Raw genomic sequence first — 16,812 nt, 5'->3', positions numbered from 1 at the left:
AGTTGCTATACGTTTAAAAATCTTTTCATTGAGATAATACTTCCTAAAGCACCTATCCCTATTCCTATAGTCATAAACAATATCACCACGTCTTTTAACAGTGCATAGGGAGGAATCATATAAACCGTAAATAGTAAATACATTTTACTACTCATAATAGAAAATACATATTCATATCCATATTTAACAATAACAATAGAAATAATTGCTCCTATAAAGCCCAAAAATACACCTTCTATAATAAAAGGTCCCCTTATATATCCGTTAGTAGCGCCAACGTATTTCATAATATTTATCTCTCTTTTTCTAGCAGCTACTGTAAGCTTTATGGTATTTGATATAATGAATATTGATATAATCATAAGTATAGCTATAATAATTAAGCCGCCTATCCTTACACCATTTGCTAAACTTATAAGTTTTTCAATGATGTCTTTATAGTACTTTACATCTTCAATCCCATTTATTCCTTTTATCCTATCTACAACAATGTCAGCTTCTTCTAAACTTTCAATCTGTACTACATATGAATTGGGAAGAGGATTTTCTTCCAATCCTTCCAAAAGATATGCTTCATCACCAAATTGTTTTTTCATAACCTCTAAAGCATGCTCTTTTGACTCAAATATAACTGAAGTTACACCATCAAAGTCACTAATCACATTACCAATTTGCTCTATATCATCATCACTTAATCCTTCCTGCAAATAAACTTTTATTTCATCAAACTGACTTTGAGTTTCATTTGCCAAATTATTTATGCTCAATACAGAAATCAACACTATTCCAAGTATAAGCAATACAGCTGTAATAGAACTAACTGAAGCAACGCCCATACCTCTGTTCCGCCAAATATTTACAAAACCCTGCTTTAATATATTTTTAAATATCCTAAATCTCATTATCATACACACCCTTTTCTTCGTCTCTTACTATATGTCCAGCTTCTAATGCTACTACTCTTCTTCTCATAGCATTAACTATATCTCGTGCATGAGTTGCCATTACAACTGTTGTACCTCTTGAATTAATTCGTTTTATTAATTTCATAATCTCCCAAGCTGTATCAGGATCTAAATTCCCTGTAGGTTCATCTGCTATTAAAATAGCTGGTCTGTTTACTATTGCTCTTGCTATTGCAACTCTCTGATGTTCCCCTCCAGATAATTGATTAGGATAATTATAAGCTTTATCACTAAGATTTACCATGCTAAGAGCCATAGGAACACGCCTCCTTATTTCCTTAGCAGGCAATCCTATAATTTCCATAGCAAATGCAACATTTTCATAAACAGTCTTATTAGGAAGTAACCTAAAATCTTGAAATACTACCCCCATGTTTCTTCTTATATAAGGTATCCTCCTATTTCTTACCTTAGTTATATCCATACCCATAAAATTTAACTTTCCTTTAGTAGGCTCTACTTCCTTAAGTAAAAGCTTTATTAAAGTTGATTTTCCTGCTCCACTAGGGCCAACAACAAATACAAACTCTCCTTTATCAATAGTTAAATTTATATTTGATAGGGCTTTAACGCCTTTTTTATATTCCACACTAATATCCGTAAATTTTATCAAAATTCATCACTCCTGTGTATAATGCCATAGATATTATATTTATTCGACAAATATAAGATATTTCCTTCATTATTTTATAGAATTTATTTAGTTATTTTGTACTAGTTGTGAGAATTATAGGTAATATGAGTAAAATTTAATAAAACACTTTAATATCTGATCTCCTCTAAGATAAAATTGACAAATATTAATATTAAATGTACAATTCTAGTAAAATACTAATACTTTATCATTTTGGAGGAATAAAAAAATGGATAAAAAAGCACAAAGAAGAGAAGCCCTTAATAAGCGAAAAGAGCTGTCCATATCTGAAGTAAATAAAAAAAGTAAAAACATAATGGAATTACTATTTAAATGTGAATTCTATAAAAAAGCTCAATGCATCATGACTTATGTAGATTTTAATAATGAAGTAAAAACAAAAGAGTTAATAAAGAAATCTATAGAATCGAACAAAAAAATAATTATTCCTATAACAATAACTAAAACAAAAGAATTAATGCTATCCCAGCTTAAAGATTATGATAATGAATTAGAAATAGGGACTTTCGGAGTTTTAGAACCTAAAAAAGAATTCATTAGAATAGTACCTCCTGAATCAATAGACCTAGTATTAGTTCCAGGAGTTGCTTTTGATAGAAGAGGATATAGGATTGGCTATGGGGGAGGATATTATGATAGATTTCTAAAGAAAATCAATCCTTCAATTCCAAAAGTAGCACTTGCATTTGATTTGCAAATTATACCTAGGGTAAAAGAGGGGCGATATGATATCCCTATGGACTATATTATAACCGAAAAAGAAATAATAAAATGCTCTAAAAAAGATATGTAAATAAATTGCATAGTACTTTAGTGCCATTATTGCAGGTTCTGAATTTTGAGCTAGAAGTTCTTATAGATAAACTACTTTAATGCTTTAATTATTATATTTTTAATAAGCTTATTTTATTCTTAAGACTTGTTTACATAAATAATATTCTCATATAAAATAATTGTTTAAAATATCTTTTAAATCTTTTAATGAAAAATCAGGGATAAATTCAGTAGATGCACTACCATCCTGCTGCACATATGCATTTTCTATTCCTAAACCTATGCAATAATCTATGAATTTATTGTAATATCTCTTACTTATTTTTTCACTCAACTCTTTATACTCCAGTGCTTGTCCTACTGGAGTATATTGATTCATAATACTTAAGTAAACATTACTTCCAAATCTTTTGTATATATAATCAACGATTTTTTTTGAATCAAATAATAGACCTGGAAGCATAAGATGTCGTATTATTACCCCTTTTCTCATCAATCCATTTTCATCTATAACAGGTGTACCAACTTGATTAAACATCTCGTCAATTGCTTTAGAGGCATAATAAAAATAATTAGGTGCATTTGAATACTTTATTGCATATTTATCATCATAGTATTTAAAATCTGGGAGATAAACATCTACATATCCTTCTAGAAGTTTTAAAGCATGAATATTTTCATAACTATTGGTATTATATACTATAGGCAAAGTGAGACCATCTCTTTTCGCTAAATCTAATGCCTCAACTATTTGTGGTATATAATGAGTAGGAGTAACAAGATTAATATTATGAGCTCCTCTATCTTGGAGAAACAAAAAAAGTCTGCTTAGTTCCCAAGGCGTAACTTCTATACCTTTTCCCTGATGACTTATCTCATAGTTTTGACAAAAAATACATTTTAAGTTGCAATTTGAAAAAAACACAGTACCCGATCCTTTTGTACCAGATATACACGGTTCTTCCCATAAGTGAAGATATACTTTAGCAACCTTAGCTAAATCACCCCCCTCACAAAACCCATATTGATATGTCCTATCTACTTTGCAATTCCTTGGACATAAATTGCAGCTTTTAATATTACTACTCATATAAGCACCTCTTAACTAAGACTTTTTTTCAAATTTATATGAACAATTTCTACAAGTAACCAACAGCTTACCTTTACCTCTTGGCAATCTTAATTTCTGCCCGCAATTAGGACATTTAATAATGATAAAATGTTTTCTTTCTTCAATGTAATTTGAAATTTTGTAAATATTATTTTTTATTTTAAAAACTAAATCGGATCTTCCAAAATTAGAAAGTTTATAATTAACGTTTCTTATCCAATTTTCAAAAGCTATTTCTTCACGCTGCCTTTTTTCAATATTTCTAGACATTCTTCTCCAAAAAGCATATAGAAATATTGCAATTCCTAATAGTTTTGTGCCTCGAGAAATTATAAAAGGTATAGACAATAAAGCTATAAATTTAGAAAATCTATCCCAGCCATAAGTACCTTCAAAAATATTATTTCTCATATTCCACCCTCCTAATTAATTAATGTAATATATCTATAGCAATTATACAATTTTCTCTATAAACTGACAATTTTATATATAAGAGAATTTATTCTTCTATGTGCCTTCTCATTTTGTGGATTAGATAAACTCAATATAGGATTATTTCCAACTCCGCCACAAATATCTCCCCCAATGATATTTCCCTTATTATTTATCAGCCAAACCCATTTTAACAAACTTTCTTCTGTCATCTTGCCTTGGTCCCAATTAGTCTTCAACACTGAATAATCTAATACATCCTTATCAATACTCAAATATACCAACTTCCCGCATAACTCATTTATCTCCTTAGGCTCTTTTTTAAAGTTACTTTCTGGAATATATGTAATGAATGAGTTCAAATTCCTAATAGGCTTATATTTAGAAGAAGCACCAATAATAAATATTTTTCTCACAAGCTTTTGTCTAATAACTTTAGTAACCCATGAACCGCAAGTTATAGCTCCATTTAACCCATTGTCCATATCAAAATGATTATCAATAATCACAAGCAAAGGTTTTAAATATGATATCCTTTTTAATAGAAAATAAGTAATATAATGATAATCACCTGAACCTAAGTTTACAAAAACCTTTGGTGGTAATGATTGAATTATATTTTCTAATTTACTAACATTATTATAAGTGTATATTTTAGCAGTTAAATCTATATCAGCTATTGCATCTGTAAGGTCAATATATTTGATTTTTTCATCGTAATGTATTTTGTCCATTATCTGCATAACAAAGTCCCCCCTGTGTCCATTATTATGCATTAATACATTAATCAGTATGAAAAGGCACTGAAATATTCAGCACCCTTTCTTCTTATTCATATTCTTTATTTATATTTGCATATTCTTCTAACTTTGATTGAACTAAATAATTAACTGTACCCTCTGGATACTGACCTTCTTCATTTAGCTCACCAGCAGGTACTCCAGTCAAAATTTCTATTCCTTCATCAATAGTTTCTACTGCATAAATTGTAAATTTCCCTTCTTTAACTGCTTCTATAACCTCATCATTTAACATGAGATTATCAACATTTTTCTTTGGTATTATAACTCCTTCGCCACCTTTAAAACCTTTTGCTTTACATACTTTATAATACCCTTCTATTTTTTCATTTACTCCACCTATTGGTTGTACTATTCCTTTTTGGTTCACAGACCCAGTTACTGCTATTCCCTGATTTATTGGTAAATCTGCTAAGCTAGATAATAGAGCATACAGTTCTGTACTAGAAGCGCTATCACCGTCAATACCGTCATATGACTGTTCAAATGTGATGCTTGCTGATAAAGATAGATGCATTTCTTTTGCATATTTTTCACCTAGATATCCGCTAAGTATCAATACACCTTTATCATGTATATTCCCACTTTGTTCTACTTCTCTTTCAATATTTATTATACCATCTTTTCCAGCATAAGTTGAAACCGTAATCTTATTTGGTCTTCCAAATGAATATTGCCCTGAATCCATTACAGCTAACCCATTAATCTCTCCTATTTTTTTGCCGTAGGTATCAATCAATATAACATCATTCTTGATTAACTCTTGTAATTTTTCTTCATATTTGTTGTTCCTATATATTTTTTCTTCTATTGCTTTTTTTACATGTTTTTCTGTTACTATGTCTTCACCTTCACATTCAGCCCAGGCGTCAGCTTCATATATTACTTCTACTAACTCATTAAATTTAGCAGTAAGCTTTCTCTTATCTTCTGCTAACCTAGAACTAAATTCAATTATCCTAGCTACTGCTGTTTTGTCAAAATCCTTTAAGCCTTCATCCTCACACTGACAAGCAATAAATGATGCAATCTTTTGTATGTTTTTATCGTTTCTTTCCATTTCTACATCAAAATCTGCTCTAATCTTAAACAATTTTTTAAAATCGTCATCATAAATGTATAAATACTGATAAGTAAAATCATCCCCTATTAATATAACCTTTAAATCAAGCGGAATTGGTTCTGGCTTAATAGTTTCAGCTATAACCTCTCCTCTATTTATATTCTCAATTTTTACCTGTTCAGTACTTAGTGCTCTCTTTAGTCCTTCCCAAGCATATTTACTATTTAAGACATCTTTTGCCTGAAGTATTAAATATCCTCCATTTGCTTCATGTATTGCCCCGGGTTTTATCATAGTATGGTCTGTTTTTAGCATTCCCATTTCACTAACATATTCTATTTTACCTAATAAATTGTAATAGGTTGGATTCATCTCACGGATAACCAAGTTACCTTTGGTTTTACTATTATCAATAAATAAGTTTACCTCATACCTCTTGAAAAAATCTTCTGTATTTTGCCCTCTTAATAATAGATTGTTATTAACTTTATTTGATTCATCATTGACAAATTTATTTAAATTCTTTACTATATCTTTTTTAATAGACTCTAAATAATCTACAATCTTACTATTTGTTTTGTATTTCTTCTTTAAAGGATTAATATAATTATCTATTATCTCGCTAGCTATTTTACCCTTCAATTCTTTTATCGCATCTCTTAAACTACTTTCTAAATCCTTAATCTCCTTTAACATATCAAAAGCTGCAATACTTAACTGATTTGATAATTCTCTTATTTTTCGTATCTCTTCCTCCGATATTTTTTCAATCTCTTCTTCAGTCATAGGTCTTCCATCTATTAGTGGTATACTTACCAGTCCATTGTCTGTTTTTTTAAATACAAAATTATATTTTTGAGCAGTGTTATTTAATTCGTCTATTACTTTCTCAACCATATTATGGTATTTGTCATATATATCATTCTTCTTATTTTCATATTCCTTTGATAAAAATGTATTAGGTATTCTAATCTTGAGATTAGAAATAATATTATCAACTTCATTTTTGAAAATCCGTCCTTCTCCAGCTTTAAATTTCAACGCTATAGGATTTTCTGGCTTATCAAAATTATACACATAGCACCAATCATTTATAGTGCCTTTGTTTCTAGCATATTTTTTAGTTAAAAAGTAAGTATAACTATTTCGTCCAGTCCCTGTTAACCCCGATACATATATATTATAACCCCTTCTTTTTATTGAAAGTCCAAATTTTAAAGCTCTGGTAGCTCTTTCTTGACCTATTATCTCTCTTAATGGTTCTAATTCACTGGTTGTTTGAAATTTAAAAATATTTGCATCACATGTGTTTTTTAAATCTTTTACAGGCACTATATATTTCTTTAACATGATTATCACCTCCAGCTTAATAATTATTAATTATTTATCTTGTTATCATATTACATCTATATTCTTATTTGACTAAATATTTCCTGTATACATACTTGATTTTTATTATTTTATACCCTTTATATATTAAAGTCAAATAAAAAAAGCCGAAAAATCGGCTGTTTTTAATTATTTTATCAATCAATTATTCCTGCAGCTATTTTTACACAGCTTTGGTACAAGGGTAAACAATAACCCTGTCCCTTTGCTTTCCACCTTTGCTTTCAAAATTAAAAAGACCTCTTAGGTCTTTTTAATTTGCTACTCTTCATATTCAGTTTCTAGGGCGATGCTTTCAGGAAGTTCTTTCAAATTAGTTTTAGCAACAACACATGGATAAGTAATAACTTGAGGAACTATCTCATCTGGTTTAGGGTCTGTATATATTGCATAAACTGTAAGGTTAAATTTATCATCAGTTTCTTCTTTTACAATTTTGTCAATTGTCACAGAATATCCTCCAGTATTCTTTTCCCCTCTTGTAACTACAACATATATTTCATCGTCAATTTTACAAGCTAAAGCTCTTTCTTCTGCTTTATATTTTGGTAATATATCCTGTAGTTTTTGCGGTACCTCTTCTACATTTAAAATTGTAAATTTCACTTCTTTATCACCTTCATTCAAGAACAATTTAGGAATAAATATTACTCCTAGAATTATTATTATTATGATAGCTGCAATTATCCAAGTTTTTTTCATGTTATTCCCCCTTTTGAACTCTTAATTAATAGCTCGTTGCAAAATACTACAACTAGCATAAATACTACATTTAAATCTATTGAAATGGATGGTTTTCCCCCATTTTTGGGTATATATATAATAAGAAATTGTTAATAACTCAAAGAAAGGAGAAAACCATGCCAGTTCAAGCTAAACAATTAAACTTTTGTGATATTTCTTCTGATTTTGATAATTTTTTTTATCAAAATCAAAGTGATTTACTTTCTTTATTTGATCAATTTATTGATATTTCTAAGTTTATTCCTTTTTCTTTTTATCAAAGGTATTATTCTAATAAAGGTACTAATAGAGATTTTTCTCTTGAGTCTATGCTTTTAGCTTTTGTTCTTAAAAATATTTTATCTATCCCTACTATTGACCTTTTAATTTCTTTTTTACATATTTCTTCTGAGATGCGTAGCTTTTGTGGTTTCCTTAGAATTCCTCATAAGTCACAGTTCTCTAGGTTTAAATCTACTTTCTCTGATGAGTTAAGAGAAATGTTTCATTGTCTTGTTGATGTCACTGATGAATTAGCTAAAGATGTTAGCCCTTTTCTTTCTTCTATTTTAATTACTGATACTACTGGCTTTGAACCTTATGTGACTGAAAATAATCCTAAGTTTTACCAGTCTCAGCTACGTAAAGCGAAAGCTTATGATAAATCTATTAATAAAGGTAATCCTAATTCTAATTTTGATATCGAAAAATATGCTCAAAGTCTAATGCCTAAATCGGCATCTTCTAATAAAGATGCTAAGTTTTGTTACCTTAATGGTCATTTTGGTTATTATCAAAAAGCTGTTATTTCTACTAATGGTTTTGGCCTTATTAGAGATGTTAATTTTTATGACTCTGATAATAGTTTGTCTTTTGACCTTACTCCACAAGGGATTAAGGATTTATATGATGCTAAATCTCTAATTCCTTCTCTTGAAACTTTTTTTAGTATTCATCCTAATTTTAATTATAAATACTTTATTGGAGATTCTGGTTTTGATGCTGATGATAATTATGCTTATCTACATTCTAAAAATATTATGCCTATTATCAACATTAATCCTAGAAATTCTCCTAGTTTACCTCAACCTGGTTTTAATGAACTTGGTGTTCCTCTTTGCCCTATAAACCCTTCTTTACCTATGGTCTACGACGGTATTACTAGAGAAAAAGGTCGTGCTGATAGAATTAAGTATATCTGTCCTAAGGTAAAGAAAACCATTGTAAATGGTAAAACTACCTATATTCTTAATTGTGATAATCCCTGCACCAAGTCAAAATGTGGGCGGATTAAACAACTTACTATCCATCATAGTTACAGATTTAATGCTTCTTTTCCTCGCGATAACTTGAAATGGACTTTACTTTTCAAGCGAAGGACCATTATTGAAAGGTCTATATCGCAAATTAAAAATTTTATGCAGTTAAAAGTTACAAAAGTTCGTAATACAGTTTCCTTGAAATCTGATATTTTATTGGCTTGTATATCTCAATTAATTGCTTTCATACTTCTGTTTAAAACTCAAGAAAATCACGATAATCCTCTAGCGATAAAAACATTAATAGCATAATTTGAACATAATTGAATATTGATAAAAATTAAAGGTTTAATTAACCTTCGGTTTCTTATGCTCTTTTTTGTGGATTTTCTTATGCTATCGCATCTTTTATCTTGTTTTTCTGTGGATAAGTTCATTTTTTTATTCTGCAACTACCTAAACTCTTAATTAAATCAACTATTCCACTAATAATAATTTATTCCAACTTTGTGGACTTTATGATTGGGGAATTTGCATAATAAATAATTTGTAATTTAATTAAAATAATTATACATGTTTTTCGATATAATAAAGAAAAACCTAGACCAAATAAAGGTCTAAGCTTTTCTTTTAATAACTTTTTCTGCTGCTTTAACAATATCTTCAGCAGTTAAACCGTATTTCTTCAGCAATTCATCACCTGTACCAGATTCTCCAAATGTATCATTAACTCCTACTCTTTCCATAGGAACTGGGCAATTTTCAACTATTACCTCTGCTACAGCACTTCCTAAACCTCCTATAATATTGTGTTCCTCAGTAGTAACTATAGCTTTAGTTTCCTTTGCTGCATTAATAATAATATCTTTATCTATAGGTTTTATAGTGTGTATATCTATTACTCTAGCACTTATTCCTTTTTCCTTTAGCATTTCAGCAGCTTCTAAAGAAGCAGAAACCATAATACCTGTAGCTATCAAAGTAACATCTTTGCCATTTCTTAAAAGCTTTCCTTTTCCTATTTCAAATTCATAATTATTTTCATCATATATTACAGGAACCTTGCTTCTGCCCAATCTTATATAAACAGGTCCTTTATATTCTGCTGCTTTTAATACAGCTGCCTTAGTTTCTACAGCATCTGCAGGATTTAATACAACCATATTAGGGATAGTTCGCATTATACTTATGTCCTCTAATGCTTGATGTGTAGCGCCATCTTCCCCTACAGTAAGACCAGCATGAGTTGCAGCAACTTTAACATTTAGCTTTGGATATGCTACTGAATTTCTTATTATTTCATAAGCTCTACCTGTTGCAAAAACAGCAAATGAACTAGCAAAAGGTATTTTCCCTGCAGCTGCAAGTCCTGCTGCAGTACCTATTAAATTTTGTTCAGCTATACCTACATTAAAAAATCTATCTGGAAATTCTTCTTTAAACATAGCTGTCTTAGTAGATTTTGATAAATCTGCATCTAATACAACTACATTTTCATTTTTTCTCCCCAATTCTTTTAATGCCTCACCATATGCTTCTCTTGTAGCTATTTTCTTTGTCATTACTGGTCACCTCCCAATTCTGAAAGAGCTTTTGCTGCTTGTTCCTCATTAGGTGCAGTACCATGCCAGCCTGCCTCATTTTCCATAAAAGAAACCCCTTTACCTTTAATAGTGTTAGCTATTATAATTGTTGGCTTTTCTTTAATTTTCTTACTTTCTTCTATGGCATTAAGTATTTGTTCAATACTATGTCCATCTATTTCTATAACATTCCATCCAAATGATTTAAACTTATCGCAAATTGGTTCTATGTTCATAACATCTTCATTCTTTCCATCTATCTGAAGTCTATTACGATCTAAAAACGCTGTTAAATTATCAAGTTTATAATGAGCTGCAAACATTGCTGCTTCCCATATCATACCCTCTTGAACTTCTCCATCTCCTAATAATACATAGACTCTATAATCTTTTTTATCTAGTTTTCCTGCTAAAGCCATACCATTAGCTGCTGACAACCCCTGTCCAAGTGAACCTGTAGTCATATCTACTCCAGGAGTACCTTTCATATCTGGATGTCCTTGAAGCATAGAATCAATCTTTCTAAGCTTCGTTAATTCTTCTTTAGGAAAAAATCCTTTTTCTGCTAATGCTGCATATAGCACTGGTGCAGCATGCCCCTTCGAAATAACAAACCTATCTCTATCTTCCCACTTTGGCCTATTTGGGTCAATATTCATTTCTTTAAAATACAATGAGGAAACTATTTCGCATGCAGAAAGGGATCCTCCTGGATGTCCTGATTTTGATTCAGCTAGCATTTTTATTATGTCTTTTCTAAGGGTGTTTGAAATTTTTTCTAACTGCTTAATTTCTTCCATAATATTCTCTCCTCCTATCAAATATCAAATTTTAATTTGCTTAAAACCTTCTCCTAATACTTCATGTGTTTCTGTAACCATAACAAATGCATTAGGGTCGATAAAGTGTACTATTTCTTTTAGTTTTGTAATTTCAGCTCTATTTACTACACATAAAAGCACTTCTTTATCCTGCCCTGTATACATACCTCTACCTTTTAATGCAGTAGCTCCTCTAGATAAATCTTCCATAATAGATTTACCAATCTCATCAGGCTTATTTGATACTATTAAACATGCTTTAGCATAACCTAACCCATCTAATATTAAGTCGATGACTTTTACTAATATATATAATGTTATCATAGAATAAAGTGCTGTTTCTATTTTTTTATCCACAATTCCAGCAATAATTACAACACCTAGATCTATAATCATCATCAAGGTTGCTACACTTAATCCAGGAAAAAATTTGTTTAATATAGCACCACCTAAATCTGTTCCTCCAGTTGTCCCACCTGCTTTAAAAACTAATCCAAGTCCCAGTCCAATAAGTACAGCTCCAAATACTGAAGCAAGAAGTAAATCGCGAGTAATATAACCACTAGGTATGATTCTAATGAAAAAAGATAAACTAATAGTTGCATAAAGAGTTTTTGCACCAAAAGATTTTCCTAATATAAATACTCCCATAATAAACAAAGGAATATTTATTACGATATTAGTAATGTCTATAGGTATACCTGTTAGTTTTTTTATAACTATAGCAAGTCCCGTCACTCCGCCAGGTGCAATAGTATTGGGTTCAAGGAAAAGATTAAGAGATATTGCCATAATTGCAGTTCCAATAGTTATTCCAAAATACTCAATAACCTTAATGTACCAATTTTTCTTAATTCTACCCATACTATTTCCTCCAAAATGAATATGTATTTACTCTACACTATTTCTAGAAAAAATCACATTCAACATAAAAATAGGCAATACAATTTGCCTTTTTATTCTTTTTGGCTCTTTTATTAATCTATAAAACCACTCTAAGCCAAGTTTTTGAAATACTTCTGGTGCTCTTTTAACTCTTCCAGCTAAAACGTCTATAGTTCCTCCATTTCCTATAATAACTTTACAATTTAATTTATCCTTGTTAGCTGAAATCCAATTTTCTTGTTTTGGTGCACCTAAGCCTACAAATAAAATATCTGGTTTAGACTCATTAATTTCTTTTATTATCTCTTGCTCTTCTTCATGGTTATCATACCCTAGATGTGCCCCTTTAAAATATCCATTGTGGTATCCAGCAATTCTAATGTTTGGATATGTCTTTTTCAATCTTTCTTTCGCTTCTTTAGCAACTCCTTCTTTTCCTCCCAACAAATATATACTATAACCTTTATCATTAGCTATTTCTAGTAATTTTATTGAAGTATCATACCCTGTTACTCTTTCCGGTAAAGGATTACCTTTAATTTTAGAAGCATAGATTAGACCTATACCGTCTGGAATAGTTAAATCACTTTCATTTAGAATTTTTTTCAATTCCTCATTTTTTTTAGCAAGCATGACTATCTCAGTATTAGGTGTATAAATAACATGAACTTTTTCTTCAGCTAAAAATTTATTAAGACATTGAACTGTGTTTTCAAAACTTACCTTATTCACTTTAACTCCCATAATTTTAATAAAATTCAAAATAATCACCTACTTTCAAGAAGGTTTATAGCCCTAACTACATTCTCTAATGCCTTTTCCTTATACTCTTTCTGCTTTTCTGAAAGTTTATTTCTTGTTTGGAATCTATTTTCCCAAGCTTTATCAATAATTGTAGAAAGCTCTAAGAAATTTACATTTCTAATATCGCATCGTTCTTTAATATCAATCATGTTTAAAAAACTTTCTACTTTGGGGTCATATACAACTCCTATCATCGGAATAGCTTGTGTTGCAGCATATATTAGTGAATGAAGTCTCATAGCAATTATTAATTCTAAACTTCCTATAATGCCCATTATATCTTCAACAGGATACTTGTTTTTGATAAGATAGCATGAATTTTTTTCTACTTTTTTTATCACACTTTTGCTTATCTTTAAATCTTCAGGGTAATGCATAGGTATAAATATTATATTGACATCATGTTTTGTTGTAAAATAATTAAGAGCATTAGCCAAACATTCTACCAATTTTTGAGAATTATCCCACTCCCTCAAAGCAATACCGATAGCAGGCTTATCAAAAGGAATTCCCTCTATTTCAAATATTTCCTTAATCCTTTTAAAATCTGAAACTTCTAGCGTAAATACTGGATCAGCTGTAATAAAAATATTGTCATTATTAACCTTAATATTTTTCAAAATATTACTTGAATCTGCATCTCTAAGTGTTATTAAATCAACTTTATTCAAAATATTTCTAGTAAGTATTCGATTGATTTTTTTATTTATTGGACCTATTCCATTAGCATATACCATGACAGGCTTTTTAAACATTTTTGCTATTTGCATAATCGCTATATAATACATAATAGATCTAGTACTAGTAATATCCTGCAGTAAACTGCCTCCACCACTTATTAACATGTCACAGCTAGCTATTTCTTTCATAACACTTATTATATTAAATCTATTAATAGCTTTCACATTATAAATCTCTACAGTAGATTTAGGATTATTTGAAAGAACAGTTATATCAATAAATTTATTGCTTTCTTTTAAATCTTTTACTATAGCTTTTAAAATAGCATCATCACCACTATTGTCAAAGCCATAGTATCCCGATATAATAACTTTTTTCATATAAATGACTCCTTCGGCTTGATTTAAAACCTACAAAACATGAATAAGTTTTATTTCACTACTTCATGATCTGTGTTGCTAAATTCTAACATAAAACTCACCAATCCAATCGACATTATAATCCAAAATATCATAATAATTTTATTATTGAAAAAAATGTACTCTACTAGACCATGAACTAATAGTCCTAATATAGAAGACATTACAGCTATACTAATTCTTTTAATTTTTGTATCAATTCCCTTAGCAAAAGAAATCAAATTACATCTAATATTGCTAAATACAAATAATAAGAACCCTATAAATCCTAATATTCCAGTTTCAATAAATAATTGCAAATATATATTATGAGCATGGACTGCAGTAATGCCCATTCTCATATAGTTTGGATATATTGCCTTAAATGCAATTGGTCCCAGTCCTACTCCAGTAAGCCAATAATCTTTAATTATATCAAAAGAAGCCATCCATAATGGAAACCTAAAAGCAGTAGAACTATCTTCTACATTTCCTATAGTTGCAATTCTTGTCATTATTATTTCAGGCGACACAGCAACAAGAACCAACGCACCTGCTAAATAAAATAAAATTAGCCTCCTATCTATAAAAATCGCAAATATTACCATAGAAAAAGCTATACCAATCCAACCTCCTCTAGAAAATGTCAAAAGTATGCATAATAACTGAACAAAACCAATAATTAAAAACCATAACTTATTTAATTTATTTTTAGAATTCCATAACAAAGCTATAGTCAATGGAATTGTCATAATTAAATATTCTGCTAAAATATTTGGATTCTCTAGTGTTGAATAAACTCTAGTCTTTAAATCTGGATTTAGTTCCCTATCCACCCAGCTTTCTTGAACAGAAATCCCTATTTTATATTGATATAAACCATATAAAGACACGATAACTGATGAAATAATTAATGCTAATATTAAATAATACAATTTTTGTTTAGAATCTATGAGGTTTATGGATAAAAATAATAATATAAATGAAACAATATAAACAATAAGTTTCTCAATACTTGCGCTTATTGTAAAAGATGTAAACGCCGCAAATATAAAAGGCACTATAAATAAAATCATTGAATACTTAAGCGGAACTTTCTTAAGTTTAAAGTCCTCTTTGCATATAAGTTTAATAAAGACTGAAAAAAGCGTAATTATGCATAATACCAATACATTTCTAATTGATATAATTGGAATAGAAAACACAATTAAATATAATCCTATAACCGGTCTTATCAGAATACACATCATTGCTATTAAGCCAGCTATCGCTTTTATAGCCGTAATAAAAGGCAAGAAAAACAAAAGCATTCCTGATGCTACTCCTATTACCAATCCTAGTATCATTATTTCACTTCTTCTTAACGTCAAATCCATAGGCTTCATCTCCTACCAACTTTATAAAATTACTAACTATTATAATCAAAAAAATTTCTTAATATTTTTATTAAACAACTATTATTCATGATATTTAATAAATCTAATTTTACTAATCCTAAAGCCAAAAATATGAATGATAGCAATAGTCCAAATAATATTTTAGTACTATTTATACTTCCAAATATTAAACTAAGTGCCATAAAAGTTAAAATACAAGTCCCAACCCCTACGAAAGCTACCTTTAATAAACTATTTGCACATATATTACGAGTTTTATTTATCATTTGACCCAGACAACTATTGTTAATCGGTCTATTGAGCAAAGTCCTTATACTATTAAATATATTTAGAACACCTTTATATAATAATTTAATTAACTTATCTACTAAGCTGTTATATCCAAAGTTCTTATTATATTCAAGTAATTTCGATATAATTACACTATTATTTAAGCTTTTTTTAATAAATTTTCCTATTCTCAAAATTAGATTTGCAAAATAGCTATGATGATATATATTTAATATAACACAGTTTGACTTTCCTAAAAAAGTTAATATCACACCTTTGTTCATAAAATCATTCCTTTATTCTTGTTTTTCTTCTATTTCTAATATTATTGAATTTAATGCATATATCTTTGTCCTAAGTACAAGCTTGCTTCCTACTCTTAATTCTTTATTCCCAGACATTATAGAGTTTTCAGTTACTATAGCTTCTCCATCAATATCAATATAATAATCATACAAGTCAGGAACCTCAGCTAGTTTTATCTCACCATCTATAGTTTCTACTTCCCTTGTAGAAGGCTTTACATCAATATTTCTTATCGTTCCAAGTATAATTCCAGTATCATATTCTTTTAGTACATCTCCTACTTTTATTTTATCTAAGCTAGAATCTTCTCTTTCAGCAACAAAAATTCTTATATGAACTGGTTTAGGTTCTATAGAGTTTGATGTATTAACATATTTCACTTTATAAAAGCCACTAATTACAAGTACCACAATCACTAGAATTATAGCAAAATCAATAATATTTATAAAGCTAAAAATTTTCCCTTTCTCATCTATAAGCTTCATCTAAATTCCTC

Annotated in this window: 17 protein-coding genes; 2 read left to right on the top strand and 15 right to left on the bottom strand. The window is 29.4% G+C overall.

The genetic code is table 11. The features are described 5' to 3' along the window. Positions 1–5: 5 nt before the first annotated feature. Both ftsX and ftsE read right to left on the bottom strand, forming a co-directional pair. On the bottom strand, positions 6–902 hold the full coding sequence (gene ftsX / locus ACZ41D_RS04780; RefSeq protein ID WP_464152788.1) for a permease-like cell division protein FtsX: 897 nt from the start codon (positions 900–902) through the stop codon (positions 6–8). After that, positions 892–1,578 carry a cell division ATP-binding protein FtsE gene (gene ftsE / locus ACZ41D_RS04775; RefSeq protein WP_464152787.1) on the bottom strand — a complete coding sequence of 229 codons (687 nt, stop codon included), beginning with the start codon at positions 1,576–1,578 and terminating at the stop codon, positions 892–894. The genes ftsX and ftsE overlap by 11 nt, the downstream gene beginning before the upstream one ends. 250 nt (positions 1,579–1,828) lie before the next feature. On the opposite strand from ftsE, the gene ACZ41D_RS04770 reads away from it, so the two are divergent. Next, on the top strand, positions 1,829–2,413 hold the full coding sequence (locus tag ACZ41D_RS04770) for a 5-formyltetrahydrofolate cyclo-ligase (RefSeq protein WP_464152786.1): 585 nt from the start codon (positions 1,829–1,831) through the stop codon (positions 2,411–2,413). Positions 2,414–2,560: 147 nt separating this feature from the next. Here the strand turns inward: ACZ41D_RS04770 and ACZ41D_RS04765 are convergent, their stop codons facing one another. The 5 genes from ACZ41D_RS04765 to ACZ41D_RS04745 form a co-directional block, all read right to left on the bottom strand. Next, positions 2,561–3,484, bottom strand: coding sequence for a radical SAM protein (locus ACZ41D_RS04765; protein WP_464152785.1), 924 nt, complete (start codon positions 3,482–3,484; stop codon positions 2,561–2,563). Positions 3,485–3,499: 15 nt separating this feature from the next. After that, a complete protein-coding gene (locus ACZ41D_RS04760; RefSeq protein WP_464152784.1) occupies positions 3,500–3,916 on the bottom strand; it encodes a hypothetical protein in 417 nt (138 codons plus the stop codon). 56 nt (positions 3,917–3,972) lie between these two features. Beyond that, entirely contained in the window at positions 3,973–4,680 is a 708-nt protein-coding gene (locus tag ACZ41D_RS04755) for an arginase family protein (protein WP_464152783.1), read from the bottom strand. Between the two features lie 85 nt (positions 4,681–4,765). Continuing rightward, entirely contained in the window at positions 4,766–7,150 is a 2,385-nt protein-coding gene (locus tag ACZ41D_RS04750) for a Lon protease family protein (protein ID WP_464152782.1), read from the bottom strand. Between the two features lie 300 nt (positions 7,151–7,450). Continuing rightward, the gene (locus ACZ41D_RS04745) at positions 7,451–7,891 is read right to left on the bottom strand and encodes a protease complex subunit PrcB family protein (RefSeq protein ID WP_464152781.1); all 441 of its coding nucleotides are present in this window, start codon (positions 7,889–7,891) and stop codon (positions 7,451–7,453) included. Positions 7,892–8,049: 158 nt separating this feature from the next. On the opposite strand from ACZ41D_RS04745, the gene ACZ41D_RS04740 reads away from it, so the two are divergent. Further along, positions 8,050–9,483, top strand: a complete 1,434-nt coding sequence (locus ACZ41D_RS04740; RefSeq protein WP_464152780.1) for a transposase — start codon at positions 8,050–8,052, stop codon at positions 9,481–9,483. Between the two features lie 305 nt (positions 9,484–9,788). On the opposite strand, the gene ACZ41D_RS04735 is transcribed toward ACZ41D_RS04740, so the two are convergent. From ACZ41D_RS04735 to ACZ41D_RS04700, 8 genes are read right to left on the bottom strand one after another with little or no spacing between them, the layout of a single operon-like run. After that, complete coding sequence (locus ACZ41D_RS04735) at positions 9,789–10,733, bottom strand: transketolase family protein (protein WP_464152779.1); 945 nt, start codon at positions 10,731–10,733, stop codon at positions 9,789–9,791. Then, positions 10,733–11,554 (bottom strand): transketolase, encoded by an 822-nt coding sequence (locus tag ACZ41D_RS04730; protein ID WP_464152778.1) that lies wholly within the window; start codon positions 11,552–11,554, stop codon positions 10,733–10,735. The genes ACZ41D_RS04735 and ACZ41D_RS04730 overlap by 1 nt, the downstream gene beginning before the upstream one ends. 24 nt (positions 11,555–11,578) lie before the next feature. Then, positions 11,579–12,439, bottom strand: coding sequence for a YitT family protein (locus ACZ41D_RS04725; protein ID WP_464152777.1), 861 nt, complete (start codon positions 12,437–12,439; stop codon positions 11,579–11,581). Between the two features lie 27 nt (positions 12,440–12,466). Then, positions 12,467–13,192: a WecB/TagA/CpsF family glycosyltransferase gene (locus ACZ41D_RS04720; protein ID WP_464152776.1), complete on the bottom strand. Its 726-nt coding sequence runs from the start codon at positions 13,190–13,192 to the stop codon at positions 12,467–12,469. Positions 13,193–13,227: 35 nt separating this feature from the next. Then, positions 13,228–14,325: a polysaccharide pyruvyl transferase CsaB gene (gene csaB / locus ACZ41D_RS04715; RefSeq protein WP_464152775.1), complete on the bottom strand. Its 1,098-nt coding sequence runs from the start codon at positions 14,323–14,325 to the stop codon at positions 13,228–13,230. Between the two features lie 50 nt (positions 14,326–14,375). Then, positions 14,376–15,719: an O-antigen ligase family protein gene (locus ACZ41D_RS04710; RefSeq protein WP_464152774.1), complete on the bottom strand. Its 1,344-nt coding sequence runs from the start codon at positions 15,717–15,719 to the stop codon at positions 14,376–14,378. Between the two features lie 32 nt (positions 15,720–15,751). After that, entirely contained in the window at positions 15,752–16,294 is a 543-nt protein-coding gene (locus ACZ41D_RS04705) for a hypothetical protein (RefSeq protein WP_464152773.1), read from the bottom strand. Positions 16,295–16,306: 12 nt separating this feature from the next. Then, positions 16,307–16,801: a DUF4330 domain-containing protein gene (locus tag ACZ41D_RS04700; protein ID WP_464152772.1), complete on the bottom strand. Its 495-nt coding sequence runs from the start codon at positions 16,799–16,801 to the stop codon at positions 16,307–16,309. Between the last annotated feature and the right edge of the window lie 11 nt (positions 16,802–16,812).

The organism is Brassicibacter thermophilus, from assembly GCF_055378355.1.
This window is presented reverse-complemented; position numbering and strand designations above follow the sequence as displayed.

Coding starts and splice junctions, on each gene's coding strand:
- ACZ41D_RS04700 (WP_464152772.1), bottom strand. CDS start 16,801: ATGAAGCTTATAGATGAGAAAGGGAAAATTTTTAGCTTTATAAATATT.
- ACZ41D_RS04750 (WP_464152782.1), bottom strand. CDS start 7,150: ATGTTAAAGAAATATATAGTGCCTGTAAAAGATTTAAAAAACACATGT.
- ACZ41D_RS04760 (WP_464152784.1), bottom strand. CDS start 3,916: ATGAGAAATAATATTTTTGAAGGTACTTATGGCTGGGATAGATTTTCT.
- ACZ41D_RS04770 (WP_464152786.1), top strand. CDS start 1,829: ATGGATAAAAAAGCACAAAGAAGAGAAGCCCTTAATAAGCGAAAAGAG.
- ACZ41D_RS04745 (WP_464152781.1), bottom strand. CDS start 7,891: ATGAAAAAAACTTGGATAATTGCAGCTATCATAATAATAATAATTCTA.
- ACZ41D_RS04710 (WP_464152774.1), bottom strand. CDS start 15,719: ATGGATTTGACGTTAAGAAGAAGTGAAATAATGATACTAGGATTGGTA.
- ACZ41D_RS04740 (WP_464152780.1), top strand. CDS start 8,050: ATGCCAGTTCAAGCTAAACAATTAAACTTTTGTGATATTTCTTCTGAT.
- csaB (WP_464152775.1), bottom strand. CDS start 14,325: ATGAAAAAAGTTATTATATCGGGATACTATGGCTTTGACAATAGTGGT.
- ACZ41D_RS04730 (WP_464152778.1), bottom strand. CDS start 11,554: ATGGAAGAAATTAAGCAGTTAGAAAAAATTTCAAACACCCTTAGAAAA.
- ftsX (WP_464152788.1), bottom strand. CDS start 902: ATGAGATTTAGGATATTTAAAAATATATTAAAGCAGGGTTTTGTAAAT.
- ACZ41D_RS04735 (WP_464152779.1), bottom strand. CDS start 10,733: ATGACAAAGAAAATAGCTACAAGAGAAGCATATGGTGAGGCATTAAAA.
- ACZ41D_RS04705 (WP_464152773.1), bottom strand. CDS start 16,294: ATGAACAAAGGTGTGATATTAACTTTTTTAGGAAAGTCAAACTGTGTT.
- ACZ41D_RS04725 (WP_464152777.1), bottom strand. CDS start 12,439: ATGGGTAGAATTAAGAAAAATTGGTACATTAAGGTTATTGAGTATTTT.
- ACZ41D_RS04765 (WP_464152785.1), bottom strand. CDS start 3,484: ATGAGTAGTAATATTAAAAGCTGCAATTTATGTCCAAGGAATTGCAAA.
- ACZ41D_RS04755 (WP_464152783.1), bottom strand. CDS start 4,680: ATGCAGATAATGGACAAAATACATTACGATGAAAAAATCAAATATATT.